Raw genomic sequence first — 21,315 nt, 5'->3', positions numbered from 1 at the left:
AAAGTTGCATTAACCAAAAGAAAAGTCGCGTTAGCCAAAATGAAAATAAAACGAAGCCCTATGTGGCTTCGTTTTGTTCTTTGAAATACATATAACGTTGAGGCAATAAGATGATCACTCCTATCGCAACGAGATTAACCCGCGGCCAAGACCTAAAGCTAGAGATCCAGAGGCTAGTGACAGCGCACAATATCTCCGCGGGCTCTATTGCGTCTTGTGTCGGATGTGTTTCTCAACTCAATATTCGCTTAGCTAATGCCAACAACACCAAGCTAGTTCAAGCTCCGTTCGAAATAGTCTCGGTGATGGCAACGCTAACCCCAAACCACCAGCATATTCATATCTCCGTTGCTGATGAGAATGGCAATGTAATTGGTGGGCATTTGCTTGAAGGGACGATTATCGCGACCACGGCTGAATTGATTGTTCACCGCTACGATACCTTGACCTTCAACAGAGAGCATGACGATTCGACGGGTTACACTGAACTTACTATCAGCAATAGCAAATAACTGATTTACCCATAGCAACACCAAACGCCCCATACAAAGCGATACTACCAAACAGCAATTAGGAAACACGATGGCTCCAAACTCCGCAGATTCCGTTATCGTTCTCGATTTCGAGACCACAGGCTTATCACCAAATATGGGCGACCGAGCGATTGAGATCGGTGCGGTTAAACTCGTTAACGGCGAAGTCGTCGACACCTTCCAGCAGCTCATGAACCCGGGATTTCGTGTGAGTGGATTCATTGAAGGTTATACCGGAATCAGTAACCGTATGTTAAGCACAGCGGCCAGTTGTAGTGAAGTGATGGATGAGTTTGCAGACTTCATTCAAGACAGCCAACTTGTCGCTCACAATGCCTCATTTGATAAGCGCTTTCTTGATGCGGAATTAGATAATATTGGTCGCGATTACAATGGACAGTTCGCTTGCTCAATGTTGATAGCTCGTCGTCTAATCCAAGACGCACCAACTCATAAGCTAGGCGACCTTGTGCGTTTCAAAAATATCGACAACGACGGTACTTTCCACAGAGCGTTAGCCGATTCAGAAATGACAGCAAGGTTGTGGTTATTAATGATCGATGAGCTGCAGAGTGACCACGGTATTCAACAGCCGAGCTTCCAATTGATGCAGAAAATATCGAAGACAGCCAAAGGTTCGATTCCAAAACTACTGATGAGCAACAGGGGTTAGGTTCCGAAATTCACCTTAAAGTGGGATGAAAGGCTAGCTCGACAATAACCGCTAGCCTTTAAAAGGGACGCTCTACTCTTGCAATGACTTCAACGTTCCTTTGAGGCTTTCTAATTCATTCATAAAATACGCCCACTGCTTGTTACTGCTGGTCGCGGCGATATCTACTAAAAACTTGGCTGATGTTTCCATATTTTGGTTGAGTTGTGACTCAAGTTCATCAGGATAATAAGCTTCATTGTTTAAAAGCAACTTCATGATAATCGGCTGAGCAATATGCAGATCGCTCTTCTTTGCCATCAGCGTCGTTAGCTCTTGATAGGTGTTGTTTTGATATTGTCGCCAACTGCTATTGGTATTTACCCACTCTTTAGACCAAGCCAAAATAATCTGTTTTTGTTCTTTCGATACTGAACCTAACCACCGTTCTGCACGCTCTTCTATTCTGCTTCGGTATCGCTCTCTCGAATCGGCATCGTTCAACGACAACCTTTCTTCATAATAGTCTTGCTGCTTTTCACGAAAGTTCTTTAAAAACTCCCTGTCTTGCTTAGGGCTAAGCTGCATACTCAAGGCGTAAATATCTGGAGCGAACTTATTGACGATTGTGCGAATATGCTCTTTCGTTTGTTCACTTTGGCCCACAATAAAAGCGGGATTCATATCCGACCGATCTACGTTTTGAATCGCTTCTAATTGCGAGATGTACAGAGGTAGCTGAGTTTCTTTATGCCATTTTTGTAATATATCTAATCGCTCTTCAAGCTCTGATTCTTGGCTATTTGAGAGGGAAACAAAATCTTCTATATAGCTAACGACAAACCAACCTATATTGTTATAGGCGAACTTGGTCCCGCACCCAGTAAATAGAAAACAGATCACTAAAACTAACCACCGGCACTTTCTCATTCTACCCTCTCACGAAATTCAACAAAGCCACAAACCGATTAACTCATCCCTTTAAGGTTAGCCCAGTTTTTATAACGCTAATTCTAGCTCTTATAAAAGTAGTCTTAATAAACAGTGGTCGTAAAAACTTTGAGATAAATTGAGACCCAAACTTGCTAATCTAGCTATTTAGGCAAATGATTAAACTAAAAATAATTAATGGCAGTGATGTAACTTGATTTTATTACTCATTTGACGTGATACGAGCCCTATAAATGAGTTGGGTTGACGTATTTAAAATGATTGATATTTGGGAGGGAAGCTATGGCCGCTATTCCTGATCATCCAAGCGATTTAGAATATGAGCTTTGTTATTTTGATGATGGTTCAATAACCACAATCACGATATTGGTTCACAATCGACAGGAAGCGATGACTTGGTATCTTAGCGAAGGAAAACATATCAACGATCTTTATTCGATAAGACCCGATGAATAATGCTTTGGTATAGAGGACTAGGTCGATAAACCTAAGATAAGAAACTTAAGTGGCATTTTGTGGAACACCCTTTACTGCAATGCCATTAATTAGCAATGTCGTTAATTAGACATATCGCAGCAAAGGGATTCAGTCTCGAATTACTTCAGGATTCGGGCGCGGAATTGACGACCCTTCATTTTACCTGATTCGATTTTGTTCAGTGCTTTTTTAGCCACAGATCTTTCTACCGCTACGTAAGCACGCATTGCAAACAGATTGATCTTACCTACTGATTTACCATCAATGCCGCCTTGGCCCGTCAGTGCGCCAAGAATATCACCAGCACGAAGCTTAGCTTTCTTACCGCCATCAATTTGGATGGTAACCATGTTTGAGTAGTACGGCTTAGCAATTGGTTTTGCTGGCAGTTCAGATGGCTCGATTGGCATGTCCATGTACTCATCAATTTGAGCAACACGGTACATCTCTTTTTCACTAAAAAAGCTGATCGCTACGCCTTTGCTTCCTGCACGGCCAGTACGACCAATACGGTGTACGTGAACTTCAGGGTCGCGAGACAATTCAAAGTTGAACACAGCATCTAGGTTATCAACATCAAGACCGCGAGCCGCAACGTCTGTCGCCACTAGAATCGAGATGGTTTTGTTTGAGAACTGAACCAAAGCTTGGTCACGTTCACGCTGTTCCATGTCACCATGAAGTTCGATAACACTGAAACCGCGGTGGCTTAGCTCATCGTTTACGTTCTGCACTTCTTTCTTAGTGTTACAGAACACAACCGCAGACTCTGGTTGGTGATGCAACAACAGCAGCTCTAGAGCGTCATCACGAGCTTCAGAACCTTCTAACTTGTAGAAGTGTTGTTGGATGCTTGAGTGATCGTGTGTTGATTCAACCTTCACCATTTCTGGATTGCGCATAATGCGGTCTGCAACAGATTTGATCTGTTTAGGGAAAGTCGCACTGAATAGCAGAGTTTGGCGTTCTTTTGGCGCCGCTTCAATCACAGCATCCAAAGCGTCTTGGAAACCCATCTCTAGCATGCGATCCGCTTCATCTAACACAAGTGTGTTCAGCTCAGACAGGTCAATGCGGCCTTTCTCTAGGTGATCAAGAATACGACCAGGTGTGCCTACAAGAATGTGTGCGCCATGCTCTAGTGAACCAATCTGTGGGCCCATTGGCATACCGCCACATAGTGTCAGCACTTTAATGTTGTGAATACCACGAGCAAGAGTACGAATCTCTTTTGCTACTTGGTCTGCAAGCTCACGAGTCGGACATAACACTAAAGACTGAACACGGAAACGCTTAACGCGTAGGTTCTGCAGCACGCCTAAACCGAAAGCAGCTGTTTTACCTGAACCCGTTTTACCCTGACCGATAACGTCCTTGCCATTTAGGATAGTAGGAAGACTTAACGCTTGGATCGGCGTCATTTCAGTATAACCAAGAGAATCTAACGTATTTAGAAGCTCTGGTTTAAGGGCGATTGAAGAGAATTTTGAAGTGCTCAATGGAAATATCCAACTGGTGAAAAACAGAGTGCATTATGAGTGTTTTTGAAAATTATTCCACCTTAATCACAGTTTTGGAGAAACATGTTAGGCGAACACAAAAAAGCCAGCTTACTTAGCTGGCTTTGACTTCTATACGAATTGCTTTCTATGGCACACCGTGACCTTTAGATGCCACCCATACGCGATACCACTGTTCGCGCGTCAGCTCGATTTTCAGTGCATCAACGGCCGTCTTCACACGCTCAATCTTACCAGAACCAATAATTGCAATTGGACTAGATGGTAAACGACGAACCCAAGCGTAAATCACTTGATCAATGCTGTCTGCACCCACTTCTTGACGAATCGCCTCTAGCTCATCACGAACGCGAACCGCTTGCGCTGAATCACCACTGAAGATGCTACCACCACCGAGACAAGACCACGCCATCGGGCGAATGCGGTTCATCTGCAGTTGATCTAGCGTGCCATCATGAGCCACTTCGAAGTTCAATGGGTTGATTTCAACTTGGTTGGTCACTAACGGCTTACCGAGTCGAGATTGAAGCAGTTCGAACTGACGCGGTGAAAAGTTAGAAACACCGAAGTGCTTAACTTTACCTACTTTGTGTAGCTCTGCGAACGCTTCTGCTACTTCATCCGCATCCATTAACACGTCTGGGCGGTGAATCAACAATACATCGATATCGTTAACACCTAAGCGCTCTAATGAGTTATTTACTGATTGGTAAATATGCTGCGCGCTGGTGTCATAGTGATTGATCTTACGATCTGGAGTGTGGTCACCACATAGGTTGATATCGCACTTGGTGACGATTTGAATATCATCACGAAGGCTTGGTTCAAGCGCTAACGCCTCACCAAACAACTTTTCACATTGGTAGTTACCGTAAATATCCGCGTGATCAACAGTTGTGATGCCAAAATCAATATGTTGCTTCAGGAAAGTCAGGCGTTGTTGCGGGGTCATGCCCCACTCTGCTGTACGCCAGTATCCTTGCACCAGCTCAGAAAGTTCTGGGCCTTGTGGCGCTATCGTTACTCTTGCAACCATGGGTTGTCTCCTTTATCAATACTGAACGTATCCTAAGCTCGTTTTACCGAAGGCTCAACGTATAACAAATGGCAAAGCTAAACGCTTATTAAAAATGTGAGAGCCGCAGAAAAACGAACACTTAAATGAATTATAACTTGCTGTCTGCCCGCGAGCCGTTCTCCTGAAAGGCTTGTTTAGCCTAATAAATAACGAAACTATCTATAAATTTGAGCAATTAAAAACGATTAAGTTCAACCGTTAAGTTGTCACCATCACTCTGTAACTGAATCCAAGGAGAAGTAGAGCTAGAAGAAGATAAGCTAGGCACATTCCACACACTCAGTTGCTCTGCTGAACCGTGAGGCGCGTTGATAAATTCGACCAGCTGTTTATCCACCTTATCGAAACCAACACCTTCATTTCGAGCTTGTTCGAGTTGAGCTGTAACATCGAATTCATCTTCACCAATACGAATTGAACTGAGAGCAAAGCCATCTTGGCGAAGGTATGCCTGAAGCTTTGTGTAACTTAGGTCCGAATATGGCAGGTTTAAGCGAACCGTTTCGACACTTGAGTCCCCCAACTCCAGTTCAACATACACATCCAGGTCGTAATATTGGGTTAAGTCACTGCACAACAAAGTACCTTCGATCTCACCACAATCCATCAACTCGATATCATTAATATAGTTTTGAGAATTCGGCAGACTTGGGCTGCTGTTAAATACTGTTCTTAACCACCAGCTTTCGGTTGCTTGCGCTGAAAATGAAATAGCATTGAGGGACAGCATTAGAGGCAAGATTAGAACTTGAAAGATTTTCATCGACTGGGCTTATTTAGCGCTATATGAAGTGTCCATTATACGTGACCAAACGACAAACAACTGCTCGAGTCGCAAATTTTAGGCGAAAAAAAACGGGCATACATGCCCGCTAGATAATTTCATCACCGAATAACGTAATCCGTCACGTTGAGAACCATTACGAAAGAGAGAATATCACTCTCCCACAACAGTTACAACATGGCATACCCATTACTTGTAGCCACCTTCAATAGCGGGCTCTTCAAGCGACAATCTGACTTTGTTACGTTGAATAGCTTCTGGCGGCAAGCTGATGAAGCCGTATTGGTTCAAAACGACTTGATGATCTTGTGACAAGGTAAGCCCAACAAAGAACTCCTCTTGTTCCGTAAAGCCTTTGCGATGCGCTGGAATATTCAAGTACATGTAATAAACCGTTGCTAACGGGTAACGACCAGAGAGGATCGTTTCTTTGTTTAGGTCGTAGTTCACACCTAGGTTATCAACCACGCTCAACCATTTCACATCAGAGATCTGATCTGAGTAAACGGTGTAACCAATGGCGGCATCTTCGTCTTCAATCTTATTAATCAGATCAGGTAAATCCGCTAAGAACTGAGTATGGGCATATTCTCCTTCTGTTCCACATTCGACCCAACTTGAAAAGGTAGTATGGCCTTTCAGGTTGTGATCAATGGCAAAGGGCAACATATGAGTATCTAGGCTTTCACCGTTACGAATATCACTACTTGCTGACCATTTTGGATGTTTAGGATCGTTAGAACAACCAAACACATCAATTAATTCAGCGACGGTGATTGATGTCGCAGGGTTATTTTCATTGGCTAGAATCGCAATCACGTCAGCGGTAAACATCAGCTCTGTTGGCCTATAACCGTAACGCATATCAAACCTAGCCATCTCTTTGTCAGTCCACTTTTTGGAAGTGATACCAACACGCGAGCGCTGCATGATCATCTGTTCTGGGACGCTGTCACTCAACAAGATTTCTAAGTCGATCTCTTGGCTCTTAAGCAGATCTTCTACAAGCCCCTGCATATTCGGCTCAATCGCGACCAAACCAATGTCACTGGCATCATTCGCGAACGTCGATGCAGAGAACAACATAGGTACAGCAGCAAGCAGTAAGCCCGATTTATTCGATAGACGTTTCATTACTGGCCTCCTACTGGATCAATCGACGTTTTAGACTCAACATCGCTATTACTATCGAGCTGCATTTCTGAAGTGAAGATGTTCCAAGATGGATTCACTTCCATGCTTTCTGTCTTAATCACCGCAATCGTTCTGCGCTTACGCTTGTGAAGGTGCTGAGTTAAGCTGGTTATCTGAGTAAACTCTTGTTCGAAGATACGCTCACCATTGATGCCTCTATCAATCAATGCGTCTCGAATCACGCCAGTTCTTTTCTTGGCCAATGCTTTGTTATAAACGTTTGTACCTTCAGCACTGGTATCTCCGACCAAGGTAACCGAAGCATCAGGCTGCTCTCCTAGTAAACGCACCAACTCATTTAATACAGCGGTATGATCAGGTTTAAGGTCATACTTATCAAAATCAAATGCCACACTTAATACTTCAACATCTTCGACAATTTTCCAATTAGCACACCCTTTAATGTCTACCGTTACACCTTCTGGCGTATCGGCACATAGATCTCGCTGGTTAATCACACCATCTCGGTCATTATCCGCTAAGTCATCAATTTGGTGGCGTGTCATTGTCGTATCAGGCGTTTCTGCACATCCCATTAGCAAGATAGAGCTAAGTAGCGCTAGTTTAAAATATCTCATTACTTATTCTCCCCTTGCCACTCTTCTGGATGTTCAATCCTCAACGCATACGTCAACATACCCATCGCATTTAACACTCGATAAGCCGCTAACGTTTGATCATATTCAGTGCTGATGAAGTTTCTTCGAGCCAAAAACACTTCTACTTTTGCATCCAGTACATCAAGAAGGCTTCGTCTGCCAACATTGAATTGCTGGATATAGCCAAGCTCTGCAATTTTCGCTGCATCAACATTCTGTTGAAGTAAGGATTTTTGCTGCTCAAGCATTTTGTAAGCGTTCCAAGCCAGTTGTGTACCTTCTCGAACCTCACGCTCTGTTCGTAATCGGATCGCCCTTGCCTCTTCCACTCGCCAAGCTGACGATTCAACCCTGGAGTCGGTAGAGAAGCCATTAAACAGGTCATAATCCATCGTCAACATGATACGTGCATCTTCATCGACACCGCCTGGCGGGTTAGATACGTTGTCATTCTTATTGGCATGAAGCTCAAGTTTTAGCTCTGGGTAGTAATCCCCCTTCTCACGGCGCATTTCTTTACGAGCGGCATCAATATCAAGCAAAGAAGCTTGGATTTCAGGGTGATTCTCGACAGCCTGTTCAAGCGCGACCTGTGCTGAACTTGGTAACAAAGCATAATCAAAACGTGGATAAACCAAGTTCACAGCAGGCTTGCCGACTAAACGTAGGTACTGAGTTTGTAAATCAAACAGGTTGTTTTGAGCAGCGATTAGTGAAGATTGCGCCGTCGCAACACGGGCGGAGATTTGAGCCAGATCCGAGTTGCTACTCAAGCCTTTGCTCTTTTTATCTTGGATATCTTGATAGATCTCTTGGTGCTCTTTTACATTACGCTTAGACAATTCAAGTAGCGTCTCTGCTTTTAGGATATCGAGGTAATTTCTCACCACATCTAACGATACGTTTTCAGCTCGCGAAATCAGAGTTAGACGCTCAGCTTCTGCTTCGAACGTCAGTCGATCGACATTCGATGTGGTTTTAAAACCATCAAATAGTAACTGGGATACTTTAACGCCAATTTCCGTTCTCGTTAGGCCTCGATCATCGGTATCAAGTTTGCTACCACTGTTGTAGCGCGTTTCTTCATAACCTGCTGCCGCGTACAAGTTCACTTGCGGCATATACAAACCACTCGCCGCGTCTCCGTCTCTGACCACCGATTGGTATCGGGAGTATTGCGCCAATATCTCTGGGCTATAGTCGATGGCAAAGGCCACGGACTCTTCTAATGAAGCTGCTTGAGACAGCCCACTCATTAGCAAGCAAGAAGAGAGTAAGAATTTTGAATGCATTACACTTCCTTTTATATTTATGCTTTAACCCACTTCATCGTTCACGAAGTGAGTTTTCCTTAGCTCGTAAAATAGGTTTTAACCAATAACTCAATACTGTTTTCTCTCCGGTTAATATATCGACCGCGACTTGCATCCCTGGGATAATGCTAAAGGCAGAGTTTTGTTGCTGGTCTTCGTTTAACTGAATATGGGCACGATAATAGGCGTTTCCGTCTTCCGTTTGTAAGGCGTCGGCACTCACGTAAATCACCTCGCCTTTAAGTCCGCCATAAATGACGAAATCGTAGGCCGTGAATTTGACTGTTGCACCTAACCCGTTATGAACAAACGCAATATCTTGCGGAGAGATTCTCGCTTCAACAATCAGGTCACTGTTTGATGGAATGATCTCAATGATCGGCTCGCCGGGACGAACTACACCACCAATGGTACGCACAAAGATCTCTTTGACTGTGCCATCAACGGGCGCGACAATTTCAGTACGCTTGAGTTGGTCGGCAATCGCCTGCTGGCTTTCGTTCAGCTGCGCTATCTTGCTCGCCACTTCATTCAACTGGCCTTGCACTTTGGTACGAAAATCTAAAGCGATACTTCGATGATCCGCTATCGACTCTGAGTAGGCAGCTATCTGCTTCTGCGCTGCTACTTTTGAGCTAGCAATATCACCTTTGAGTTTGACTACATCACGGTTGAGTTTAAGTAGCTCAACTTCCGCAACAGCACCGCTCGCTACCACGTCTTTCAGCATGTTGCGCTCACGAATCACAATCTCGAGGCTGCTTTCAAGAGTCTGGATATTGTTAAACGTATCGACACGAGCTTGGTCTTGTTGCTCGATACGAAGTGCCGCCTCTTCCAGTTCAGACTTCAACTGTCCTAAACGTTCTCGGTAGTTCGCCTTGGCATTCATTAACGCAGGGTGGCTTGATACATCAACCGCAATATCTTGAGGCACCAAGACCACTCGCTCATACCACTCTTTCGCATCGTTATTTAAAACGACCGTCGACAGCTCAGCCTTTAATCTTAATTGCTGAGCAAGCAAGGTATCCGCTTGTTGAGCCGACTCTAAAAACGCCGCCTTAAAACGTGTGTCTTCTAACTTAGCTAGAGGTTGCCCCTTCACTACAGATTGGCCTTGTCGCACCATGATCTCTTGAACCAGTCCACCTTCTAAGCTCTGAATGGTTTGCACCGAAAGACTTGGAACGACTTTACCTTCACCGATCACGACTTCTTCTAATGTTGCCCACGTAGCCCAACCGATAATTGATACAATGAGTAGAGCACTCAACCAAATCAGCTTTCGAGAGCGGAATGCTAAGTGGTTGTTGGTCCATTGAATATCATTACTCATGACGACCTCCCTTCACCACAGATACCGTCTTAAACCGGCTCGTACCTTTAGGTACACTTTTCTTCTGTAAAGAGAGAATTTCTTTAGGCTCACCTTCTGCCACGATTTGACCTTTATCCAATACAACAACACGATCACACATCATCAAGAATGAAGATTTATGGGAGCTGATCAGCATTGAGGTTTCTCTCGGCATACTTTGAAGTGCATTGAAGAACTGAATCTCGGCCTGATTATCTAGCGCGCTGGTTGGCTCATCCATGATCAATAACTTTGGACAACGATACAGAGCTCTCGCGATGGCAACGGCTTGGCGCTGACCACCAGAAAGTAACCGACCACCCTCACCGACAGGTGTTTCAAGGCCATTGCTTAAGCGCCCCATATAACCGTTGAGGCCGGACTGTTGTAGCGCTTGTCTTAGTTTTTCTTCGTCAACATTGGTTGCGCCCAAGGTGACGTTGTCGTAAACACTACCAAAAATTAAGTTTGTGGTTTGCCCAACCCAACCCATGCCACTGCGCAAGACACTGGTTGGCCATAATTGTCCATCAATATCTTGGTAGAAAGCTTGTCCTGTTGTTGGCAAATACTGGCGCGCAACAATCGATAGTAGAGTTGTTTTACCCGCGCCTGCCGCGCCGACAAGACCAACTCGCTCACCCGGTTTGATCTCTAGGGAAATCTCCTTTAATGCAGGGCTTTGAGTCTCTGGATAAGTAAACGTCACTTCATCTAACCTAACCCCACCATCAAAGTCTCCTTTGTCGATAACTTGGTGTTTGGACTCTTCCTGAGGTAGCTCCATAATCTGATTCAGCCCTTCAACGGCCGAACGTGTTTGCTGGAACCTCAGCAATAGAAGAGAAAGCTGGTTCACCGAACTTGCAGCGCGCCCACTCAACATCACAACGGCTATCAAACCACCCATACTCAGCAAGCCTTCAGAGATCTGATACACGCCGAAGATGATCAGAGTGATGGTAACGATCTGCTGACTGGACTGAATAGAGTGCGTCACGATATTGGAGTAATGACGAGATTGAGTCTGCCATTGAGAGAGCGACGAAATCGTCTGTTCCCAACGCTTCTGGGTAATACCCTCAGCATTGTTTTGCTTGATATCCGGAAGGGTTGTTAAGCAATCAAACAGCTGGGCTTGTCTTTGTGTCGAGAGACGTGCGGTTTCATCGAATGTTTTCTCTACTTTACCTTTCATCGCAATGCTCAGCACAATCAAGACCAACATGATCGCAACAGGGATAAACATCATCGCGCCACCGAGCCAACCAATAAGGAACAGGAACAGCAAAGTGAATGGTAAGTCGACTAACGTGACCAAAGAAATAGAAGTGAAGAAATCTTTCACGCTATCGAAATCTTGAAGCTGTCTGGCAAATGCACCTACCGATTGAGGTCGATTTTCTAACTTCATACCGAGCACTTTAGAGAACAGTTGAGAAGACAACTTGTTATCAATATAGCGCCCAGCCATGTCAGTCACAGAGCTTCGTGAGCTTCTCAATACCCAATCAAAAATAACAACAATACCAACACCTGCCGCCAGAACCCAAAGCGTGTTAAACGCTTGGTTCGGAACCACGCGGTCATACACGTTCATAGTAAAAAGAGGCACGACTAGCGCGAGCAAGTTGATCAAGAATGAAGCGATAAACAGGTCTCTGTACCAAGGTTTTACTTCTTTGACGACACGCCACAACCAACGGGTGTTGGACTTATTCTCGCTGCGTTCATGGGATTGAACGCGAGCATCATCGAGAGCTTGAGCACCCACTTGCCAAACATACGATTCGACTTGAGCAACCAATTCTTTTAATGAAGTTTGTTGGTTTGAGTTGGTTTCGCAATCCAATACTTGAAAGTCGTCACCGGAACCTTGAGTGACGACAAGGGGGCTCCCTGTCGCGGACTCAACAGCAACAACAGGGAACTGACATTGATTCAATAATTCTTTTTTAACGTGGCTCAGCGTTAACCCCGATTTCTCAATCGCTCTTGGAAAAAGGGATTCATTGAGCCTGCCTTCATTTAAAGGTAGGCCAGACACTATTTTGGAAGGGTGACTGCGAACATTAAAATGCTCACACAACCACTCAACACAAGCTAGCCAGCTGTCTTTTTGTTCTACCAATCTAAACTTCCTTTTATAGACTGTACATCTAACTTACAGCGTTAAATTATTGTCTTCTATCATTTTTTGTAAAATTTGTGCTTCTAATGCACTACTACTGTCACCTTGATACAGATCGTCGTACGTGACATCAGCTAGCAAGATGTTTTGTTGAACGTCTTCGTCACCATTAGGTTTAATAGAAATGGTCACACCTTCACCAGATTCTTCTAAATCTAGATATTGTGTTGCCCCTAGCCCTGTATTAAGCCCTAGGCTTCCCAAAATACCCGAGAGGTCAATTGCATCAGTGTCTGGAGACGCATCAAAATCTTGAATCACATCGTAGCTTGGTGCTTCTGCACTCCCTAAGCCTGAAGATGCGAACACAAAATTGTCAGAGCCTGTACCGCCAATCAACAGATCGTTATCATCTGTCGCGGTAATCGTAGAATCCCCTTCAGCGACAAACTCAATCGATACGGTTTGGGGTAACCCGACCGCTTGGTTATTGCCTATCTCTGCAGACGGCTCTATCGTTAGGTCAAATTGATCACCACTGTTGTAGCCCCCGGTAATCGCTAGGTTAGGCACATCTGCCAAGTCCACCACATATTGACCATCGACCATAGAGCCGTGTGAGAACGTCAAACCTGCGGGAATATCATGAATTGTAATGAAGCCCACTTCTGAATCAGCAGGGTTTACAAGAGAAAGGTCTAAACCAAGAGGAATCGTGCCACTTGCTTCTGCCACGATCGAAGAATATTCAACGCTCAATAACGGTGCATCAGGCTCTGGTGTGATAATAAGCGTCATGTCTTGCGAGCTCGGGTCACCCGTGTCGACCACTAACTCACCGAGTACCGTATTTTGATCAACCGTTCGGCCGGTAATCGTAATATCGAGGTTACCAAACGCATCGCCTGCAAAGAATTCGAGCTCATCAACAGAACTTGCTTTAACGAGGAGCGTCGCCTGTATGATGCCACCAACACTGGTGAAAGAACTGGTTTCTGATCCAATTCGAATTCGGTCTAACCCAACTAACCCTGATGGGTCCGAAGTTCCATTCACTGTTACCGTAATTGCTAAAAACTCATCACTGTTAGTTTCAAAGCTATTGGCATCAAGAGGAATCACGATGCCATCATCTTCACTTCCAGTGAGCTGTTCAGGTAAATCGAAGAACTCAACTTTGTCACCTATAGGGTTAACACCTACAGTAAATTCAGATTGTGTATAACGGATATCCGTCGTACCAATTTCTTGAGTAATCGCCTCTAGAGACAGATTAATGTCACCACTAAAGTCTCTTGGTGGCAGAATGACTAGATTAGATAACTGACTTGGATCTAACTGCCACTCATAGGTAGGGTTTCCATCGAAGGTACCGCCATCAGCACCATTGTTTGGAACCAACTCATAGTTGTCTCCGATTTTAATCGCGACAACTGCGCCTTCAGGAACTCCCTTCAACGAAAGCGACATGTTTTCAGAACCATCTTGGTCAATCAGCTCTGCGCTAAGTGATGACAACGAAATGTAATTATCTTCATCTCCGATAATATCCTCTGTTATCAAGTTCGCCGCATCAGCGACTGGCTCAACAGTAATAGTCACGACCGTCGTTTTATCTTGCGTATCCGTTTCTGTCACGCAATCCGCTTCATCGGTAATATTTGCTGTCACAGTGAGGGTAATTTCACCACTGTAATGCTCAGGTGGCGTAACTAACACATCACTCAAGCGGCTAGGATCCGTTACCGTCCAAGTACCATTGCCATTATCAACTAACAAGCCAGTATCAGCAGGACTCTCCGATAGTGTTACACCATTTGATACTGTGATGGTCAGAGAGTTAACTGTCTCCTTGCCAGTAGCACTATTGCCTTCACCCGTGATTAACTGACCGTCTTCAACGCTATCTCCAAGAACAAGCTCAAGATTAAGATCCGTGGCGATGTCTTCTTGAATCGTTGTCGAATCCGTGGCAACGGTGATGTCATCCACAACAGGCAAGACTTGAATACTAATAGTTTGAGCTGTCGTTACAGTCTCACCATTACACGGCGAGGTTTCAATCGTCTCTATCGTGAAATCAATACACCCAGCGAAGTCTTCGTCCAATCCAGTTAACGTCAATTTCGAGAGGCCATCGGCAGTGATCGAGTAACCGACTACTTCGCCAGCCGCGTCATATTCCGCAATAACACCATCACCCGAAATCTCGACGCCTTCAGGAAGAGAATCGGCAGGAATATAGAAAGAGATCGTATTGTCTGGGTCACTCGCTACATTAGTATTGAGCAAGCCCGTTAAATCGATATCTTCACCTTCATTAGTCTTAATATCACCACCCGGTTGAATGGGACTTGGTGGGCCAACAGGGTCACAAGTACCGCCACCGCCGTCATGGCCAGTGATCTGAATTTGGAATGAAGTATCAATATACTTCGAATCTTCGCCATCAATCACACGAGCACGAACCACAATATCCAGTACCGGAGTATCACTTGGGCTGGAAATCGTCGCATTATCTAAAATGTACGCTGCGAGCTCTTGGAAAGAGTCACTCGTTAGCCCATCCGCCGATATGATCCAATTCCCAGAGCTATCTTGCGCAGCACCATTAGGGTGCTCAACAATCAACGAATAGCCGTCGGGAATCTCGATCAAAATATAATCTAGGTACTCTGACCCATCGATATCCGCGTCGACGAACGTCACGGCGTTAGAGATATCAACAGGCGAGCCATCTGTACTCTGTAACAGCTCTGTAGAGCCTTCTAATCGAGTATCTAGCTCGACACGAGCATCAACAGTCACGCTTATGGATCCGGTAATATCTTTAATATCCGTTGCACCAGTTGGAGAGGTATCCGTGACTTCATAGGTGATAGGAATTGAGAATGTTCCGCTTAAATCTTCTGTCGCTGTAACAGAAAGCCTGCCGCTGCTTAGAAGATCCGAAAGCGTTGGCGTTGTTGAGTCCAGTAGAGTATCCAAATCTAAGCCTGAAGCTGGGACCTGAATAACACTCCCATCAAAATAAAGAGTGAGATCTGCAGGTAGGCTATCAATGACATATCCCGTCAAGGATTCGCTGCCATCAATATCCTGATTCACTGAAGGTTCAAGGTTCAGGCCGATTTGACTGTCTTCGATGCCTTGAGTACTGACCACTTGACCGTCTTCTTGATCAACGACCGGCGCTAGCTCTACTTTAAGTGTCATAGGAAACTCGCCCGAATCACCATCGGGCTCAGTTGAGATAGCAATAACGGTGAGTTCTAATTCACCACTAAAATCAAGAACTGGCTTGAGATACAGATCATCCAGTTGAGCGTTAGAGACTTGGAATACGGGCCCTGTCACATCATCAACATACGCAATCGTCAGCGATACTGGTTCACCCAACGCATCCACCAGCAAAGTGCCTTCAGGAATGTTAGTAAGCAGTATGTTGATCTCTTCTGAAGCATCGTCATCCGTCGTTTGTATGAGGAAGTCGAGCTGTATTAACCCATCTTCATTCAAGACCGATTGGTTGCTGATGACTTTACTGTCACTGTCGTATTGCCAATGACCATTACCACCGTCTACCGCGATAGGTTCATCCACAACACCTTTCAAAAAGATATTGATGGTTTTTGTATCACTTGACGCTTGCCCATTGATAGGAATAAGTGAATCGATCGTCGACTCAGTCGCTATTGCTGTTACGTCTATTGACAGATCTTCAGTAAAGGAACTGATGTCTTCTTTAGGCTGAATATAAGCAACACCATTGGCGATAGCTTCGGCAGTGACTGAATAGGAATTATTGCCTATCTTTGCGGTACCATCACCTTCAACAGACCAGCCATCTTGAACTTGGATAATATAAGTTAACGATTCAGAACCATCGGTGTCCGCCAAAGCGCCTTCAATAACGTCTTTGAGGTAAATAGCTTCATCCTCTAGTCCCTTGTAGTCTTTAACAGACACATGAGGAGTATCAGCATCAGGTGAAATATCGACAGTAACGGTATGTACAATACTTGCCGTTTTATCATCTGGGTCAGCGAATGAATTGCCAGACTCTGTTGCAACCGCAGTAATCTCAAACTCAAAGCGACCCGCTAGGTTGTCGTCAGCCCTGATTTCCATTTTATCAATCTGAGCCTGTGTGTAAGATTTCCCTTCTTTGACTGCGTTGCCATTTAACGTCAAATTCAAGCCGTCAGGAATCCCACTAATCTGGTAGCTCAATGTTTCTGACGTATCTTGATCCACCAGCTGAGCTGTTATGTCCAAACTGACTGGGTCTGAGTCATCTTCTACTGAATGATAGGAGAATACGGAAGCCGACCAATCCGGTGCATCAGCCACCGGTAAAACAGACACTGCAACATCAGCCGTCAGTTCTTTAGGATCCGTATCAGTGCTAATGATTGCGTTGATCGCTAGGATAACCGTTGAGGTGGTATTGGATTCATGAAGCGCGGGACGATAAGTCAACTGTCCATTAGGCCCAGTGAACTGACTATCAATCGCTGCCAATTGACTTCCAGACAAGGTGACCTTGCCGTCTACAACTTGAAGCAACACCCCATCAAGGTACAAGCTACCACCGTTTAGCGATGCTTCTGAGAACTCGATAGCAGTAACGGTTTCGCTTTGGTCGACATCGCCGGTTGCCACACTTACAACGATAATCGCGTCATTGTCTTCTGTGGTTTCAGAATCTTCATAACGAATAAAACCTTCGTTATCATCCAGTATGAGCTCCGCGTTACTTACCACTTCATCGCCGTCGGCATCTCGCACCAAATAATCAATATCATCGACGATCTTAGGATCGGCAGGATTAGTCGTTACATTGGGATTCGTGGTTAGTTGATAGCTACCATCAGGTGAAAGGGTAAATTGGCCGTATACGCTACCACTGTCAAAATCGTTGATTAGATCAATGGTTATTGGAGTATCAGCATCCACAAAGGTGTAGGTAGTACCGCGATAATCGAAACTTACAATAGTTGCTCCATCGGCACCTGCGAACTCTTCGGTTAGGAACTGTCCATTGAGGTCATCACCCTCAACCATTTCAATAGAACCGCTTCGTGAAGTTGGAACCGCATCCGTAACGTTGACTGAATAGATAGCAGGATCAGAGCTATCACCATCGGCATCAGTAACGACCAATTCAAAATTCACAGCTAGGTTGTTTTCACCATCACCCGTTGCATGATCGAGCGGCGCATACAGATTGAACTCTGTAGTGCCATCGTTGTTAAAACGAATTCGGAAGATATCGTTACCCGACGTATCTTGAGCGTAATACCAGCCATCGGCATTCACTTCTTGCAAAGATATCGCTCGTCCGCCACTGCTGTAACCGAGGGCATCAAAAGCATCGATGTTGATTGAAACGGATGCGATATCGTCCGATCCTTGGATAATAGCTATCGATGGACTTGGTTCTTCAGTCCCTGTTTGTTCCTTGTCACCAATGAGTCCATCTTCATCGACAGATATGCTGCCTACAATCGAGAATGCAGGATCCTTACCATCGTATATTTTAATATCTGACTCTTGAGTGGATCGCGAACCGTCTGAATCAATAACGACAACCGTTGTCGGTATATTCAATTCGGTATCTTTTAACCCAGTGCCATGGTCAATAGAGCGATATAGATCAATCTCAACGGCAACTGTACCGGAGGCATTGGCTTCTAGGAAATAGTCCGAAGGTAGACGAATCTGCATAATGACATCGCCATTACTTAATATCGCATCGAAACTGCCGTCACCATTGTCTCTCCAAGTTAAAGCTTCACCATTATGAGTAACGGCTTCCCCATCACCATCTAAAACCGCCTGACCGTTTGTCACATCAATACCAAGATAAACGATAGGATCATGCGATGCCGTGATATCCAAATTTACCACTGCGCTTTGTTTTACACTATCTGGTGTCGTATTGGCGATAGGGGTTTCAGATAGTTCAACAGTTCCACTTCCAATAAACGGTTCACCACCGTCAGTAATAGAGATGTTAAGGTCTAGTTTGGTTTCATCATTATCTGAATCGCGAGCAGTAACGGTAAAAGGAAGAGAATCCGTACCATTGGTTTGATCTAAGCCTTTATAAAGAGTGAAGACATAATCCACACTGCTGTCTACATCACCGGATGCGGGCGCGGCAAAACTCACAGTAAAGGCAACATCGCCACCCACTACTGGTCCGGCGTAGCCAGTCAATAATGTTCCATCCTCAGAAACAGTGTAATAAATCTGTTCACCGCCGCTGAAGAGCTGAGGTTGATCTGCTAGATCAAAGAACACACTGTCTAAGTAATCACTGCCAATCCCGATACTGAAGGTTCCGGTGCTACTGACTTCACCGACAGGAGCATTGCTTAAATCAGACTCGTTGACTGAAGCATTTGAATCAAGAACTAAACTCGGATCATTACCGTCTTCTATCACCCATGATATTTGGCCGTTTTCTAAAGCAGTGCCATCAGTATCTGTACCAATAATATTCAACGGAATCGTGAGTAAATCGCTGGTGATAACATGATCGAGTGGGCGTTCAATCACTAATACAATATCGGCAAGTACATTGTTCCCGTCGACCGTTGTCGTCATTGAAAACGAGAACACATCATCATCACCTTGCTTAGCTGTAATAATGAGACCATCTGCGCTGAGAGTATAAGTAAGTGCTGTAGCGTCGCCTCCCGAAGTGATACCTAATACTTCTAGTTGCGCGACAGTCTCAGGGCTAAATTGTATAGAATCTGGGTCTGGGTTATCCGAACCACCTAATATAGTAAATTGAGCATTGATGGTTTGCGAACCGGAGGTAACGTCGACTTCCGTCACCGTTTTCGAATCATCCAATATCTGTCCTGCCGCACCATCAGTGATATCAATGGTCGCCGTTGCAGAGCCAAAATCACCACTAGAGTCAGCGGCAACGTAATTGAAGATAACGGTATGGTCTTGGTTATGATCTAGATTTCGATTTGCTTCAAAGGTCCACTGGCCATTGGCAAATACGGTCAATACACCATCCCCGGTATTGAACACCGCAGGAGTTGCACCTGAAATGTCCTTGCTGACTCCACCAACTTCGACGCTACTAATGGTTAGAGCAGTATCAAGGTCAATGTCATTGCTAAGAACGTTGCCTGACGATATTTCACCTTCAACCATCGAGTAAGACTCGCCGAACAGCAAAGGTTCGGAATCTAGAATCGTGATCGGTAATTCGCCTAAAACGAGCTCAGTGGTTCCATCGTCATCAATCTGAAGACCTTCGATAATGATCGCCGTTTGAAGTAACTCTTCACCAGCTTGTTGGTCAACCGCTTGGTAAAAGGTGATCTCAACGGTATCTCCAACAATCTTAGCTTCGAAAACCAGTGTTCCATCGGTTCGTGTTGCTTTGAGCACTTGGCCGTCAGACTCTAATGCAATAGCGATAGATTGACCTTGAGACGTCACTCCCTCGGCAGAGACTTGGTTTGCACTAAAAGCAAACTCGTCAGCAAACTGAATATTGATGTCAGCAACTTGGGTTTGATCTCCGAAGATCCCGACCGTGCTTTCAGAAAATGAGACTGAACCTGGCAGTATAATACTTGGCATGTCATCGCTGACTTCATTGCCAATCGAATTGGCCACTCTCGCATCTATAATCCACTCAGTAGATGGGTCTAAGCTAGAGACATCAATATTCTCAACTAGCCAGCCACCGGACGCATCAACTACACCTTCAAAAGTCAGCGTTTGCGTACCATCATTGATCTCTATGTAGACAGGTAAACCTTCGGAAACATCGGTCGTACCCTGCATGGTGGTTAAATCACCACTACGAAAATCTAAGATGTTGAAACCAGATAAGGTATCAATATCGATAACAGGTGGGACGGTATCAATTTTTCCTGTCGAGTCTGTGCCCGTTGTTTCATTACCTGCAATATCAACGGTAACTGCTTCTACGGTAATGTTGCCATCCGCAAATGCAGACAGATCGACATCATCGATGCTCCAAGCCCCTGCAACAACTACGGTTTGTAACGTGATAGACTGATTATTGCTATCCGAAACTGTGACGGTAATAGGCTGTCCATTTTCTACATTTTGAACAACACCTTGTAGACGAACAGATTGAACCTCTTCAGTGTTGAGTATGTTGTCGGCATCATCGAATTTTGCTGTGATACTTGCCAGAGTATCCTTAACGATTATATCGCTAGAAGTAACAGTATTGCCCGCAACATCCGTAACGCTAGCCTCTACGGTTAAGATTCCTTCTGCAAACCCCGAATAGTCTTGACCTGTCAGCGTCCAATTTCCGCCAACTACTGTGGTCGTATAAACTTGGGAGACATTAAGGCTATCGGTAAGGGTAATAGTGATCGTTTGACCGTCTTCAACATCCTCAACCGTGCCAACCAAGGCACCATTAGTAATTTCGGCTAAGTTGTAATACTCATCACCAAAACCATCAAAATCGACACTGATATCCGCTAGCGTATCTTTGACGATGGTATCGCTAGAAGTTGCAGTATTACCCGCAATGTCCGTAACCGTAGCTTCTACTGTTAGCGTGCCTTCAGCGAAGGATGAATAATCTTGACCAATGAGACTCCACTCGCCACCAGAAACTATCGCGGTATAACTTTCTGACTTACCATCAACATCGGTGATAGTGATTGAAACTTCTTGGCCATCTTCAACATTGGTCA

13 protein-coding genes are annotated in these 21,315 nt (G+C 44.8%); 3 read left to right on the top strand and 10 right to left on the bottom strand.

Annotated elements, in window-relative coordinates; translation table 11 throughout:
* Positions 1–110 precede the first annotated feature (110 nt).
* Positions 111–512: a PPC domain-containing DNA-binding protein gene (locus tag AB6E54_RS14445; RefSeq protein ID WP_017059481.1), complete on the top strand. Its 402-nt coding sequence runs from the start codon at positions 111–113 to the stop codon at positions 510–512.
* A gap of 70 nt (positions 513–582) precedes the next feature.
* Positions 583–1,206 carry a PolC-type DNA polymerase III gene (locus AB6E54_RS14440; RefSeq protein WP_017059480.1) on the top strand — a complete coding sequence of 208 codons (624 nt, stop codon included), beginning with the start codon at positions 583–585 and terminating at the stop codon, positions 1,204–1,206.
* Between the two features lie 72 nt (positions 1,207–1,278).
* Here AB6E54_RS14440 and AB6E54_RS14435 read toward each other — a convergent pair whose 3' ends face one another.
* Entirely contained in the window at positions 1,279–2,115 is an 837-nt protein-coding gene (locus AB6E54_RS14435) for a DUF6279 family lipoprotein (RefSeq protein WP_017059479.1), read from the bottom strand.
* A 303-nt stretch (positions 2,116–2,418) separates the two neighbouring features.
* Between AB6E54_RS14435 and AB6E54_RS14430 the strand changes: the two genes are divergently transcribed.
* Positions 2,419–2,592 (top strand): hypothetical protein, encoded by a 174-nt coding sequence (locus AB6E54_RS14430; RefSeq protein ID WP_017064349.1) that lies wholly within the window; start codon positions 2,419–2,421, stop codon positions 2,590–2,592.
* A gap of 140 nt (positions 2,593–2,732) precedes the next feature.
* On the opposite strand, the gene dbpA is transcribed toward AB6E54_RS14430, so the two are convergent.
* From dbpA to AB6E54_RS14385, 9 genes are all read right to left on the bottom strand, one after another.
* Positions 2,733–4,112 (bottom strand): ATP-dependent RNA helicase DbpA, encoded by a 1,380-nt coding sequence (dbpA, locus tag AB6E54_RS14425; protein WP_017064348.1) that lies wholly within the window; start codon positions 4,110–4,112, stop codon positions 2,733–2,735.
* A gap of 148 nt (positions 4,113–4,260) precedes the next feature.
* Positions 4,261–5,169 (bottom strand): aldo/keto reductase family oxidoreductase, encoded by a 909-nt coding sequence (locus AB6E54_RS14420; RefSeq protein ID WP_102333939.1) that lies wholly within the window; start codon positions 5,167–5,169, stop codon positions 4,261–4,263.
* Positions 5,170–5,386: 217 nt separating this feature from the next.
* Positions 5,387–5,974: a hypothetical protein gene (locus tag AB6E54_RS14415; protein ID WP_017071598.1), complete on the bottom strand. Its 588-nt coding sequence runs from the start codon at positions 5,972–5,974 to the stop codon at positions 5,387–5,389.
* A 210-nt stretch (positions 5,975–6,184) separates the two neighbouring features.
* Complete coding sequence (locus tag AB6E54_RS14410) at positions 6,185–7,129, bottom strand: PstS family phosphate ABC transporter substrate-binding protein (protein ID WP_102333940.1); 945 nt, start codon at positions 7,127–7,129, stop codon at positions 6,185–6,187.
* A complete protein-coding gene (locus tag AB6E54_RS14405; protein ID WP_017059473.1) occupies positions 7,129–7,767 on the bottom strand; it encodes an OmpA family protein in 639 nt (212 codons plus the stop codon). Before AB6E54_RS14405 ends, AB6E54_RS14410 begins: the two co-directional genes overlap by 1 nt.
* Entirely contained in the window at positions 7,767–9,080 is a 1,314-nt protein-coding gene (locus tag AB6E54_RS14400) for a TolC family outer membrane protein (RefSeq protein ID WP_102333941.1), read from the bottom strand. The genes AB6E54_RS14405 and AB6E54_RS14400 overlap by 1 nt, the downstream gene beginning before the upstream one ends.
* Positions 9,081–9,114: 34 nt before the next feature.
* Complete coding sequence (locus AB6E54_RS14395; protein ID WP_017059471.1) at positions 9,115–10,440, bottom strand: HlyD family type I secretion periplasmic adaptor subunit; 1,326 nt, start codon at positions 10,438–10,440, stop codon at positions 9,115–9,117.
* Positions 10,433–12,592: a type I secretion system permease/ATPase gene (locus AB6E54_RS14390; protein ID WP_108150883.1), complete on the bottom strand. Its 2,160-nt coding sequence runs from the start codon at positions 12,590–12,592 to the stop codon at positions 10,433–10,435. The genes AB6E54_RS14395 and AB6E54_RS14390 overlap by 8 nt, the downstream gene beginning before the upstream one ends.
* Positions 12,593–12,625: 33 nt before the next feature.
* Positions 12,626–21,315 (bottom strand): RTX toxin (locus AB6E54_RS14385; protein WP_372127221.1); only part of this gene is annotated, 8,690 nt, incomplete at its 5' end.

It is taken from the genome of Vibrio sp. 10N.247.311.49 (genome assembly GCF_041467655.1).
In the GTDB taxonomy this organism is placed as follows: Bacteria; Pseudomonadota; Gammaproteobacteria; order Enterobacterales; family Vibrionaceae; genus Vibrio; species Vibrio crassostreae_C.
Note: the sequence above shows the minus strand (reverse complement) of the source record. Positions and strands in the feature narration are given on the sequence as shown.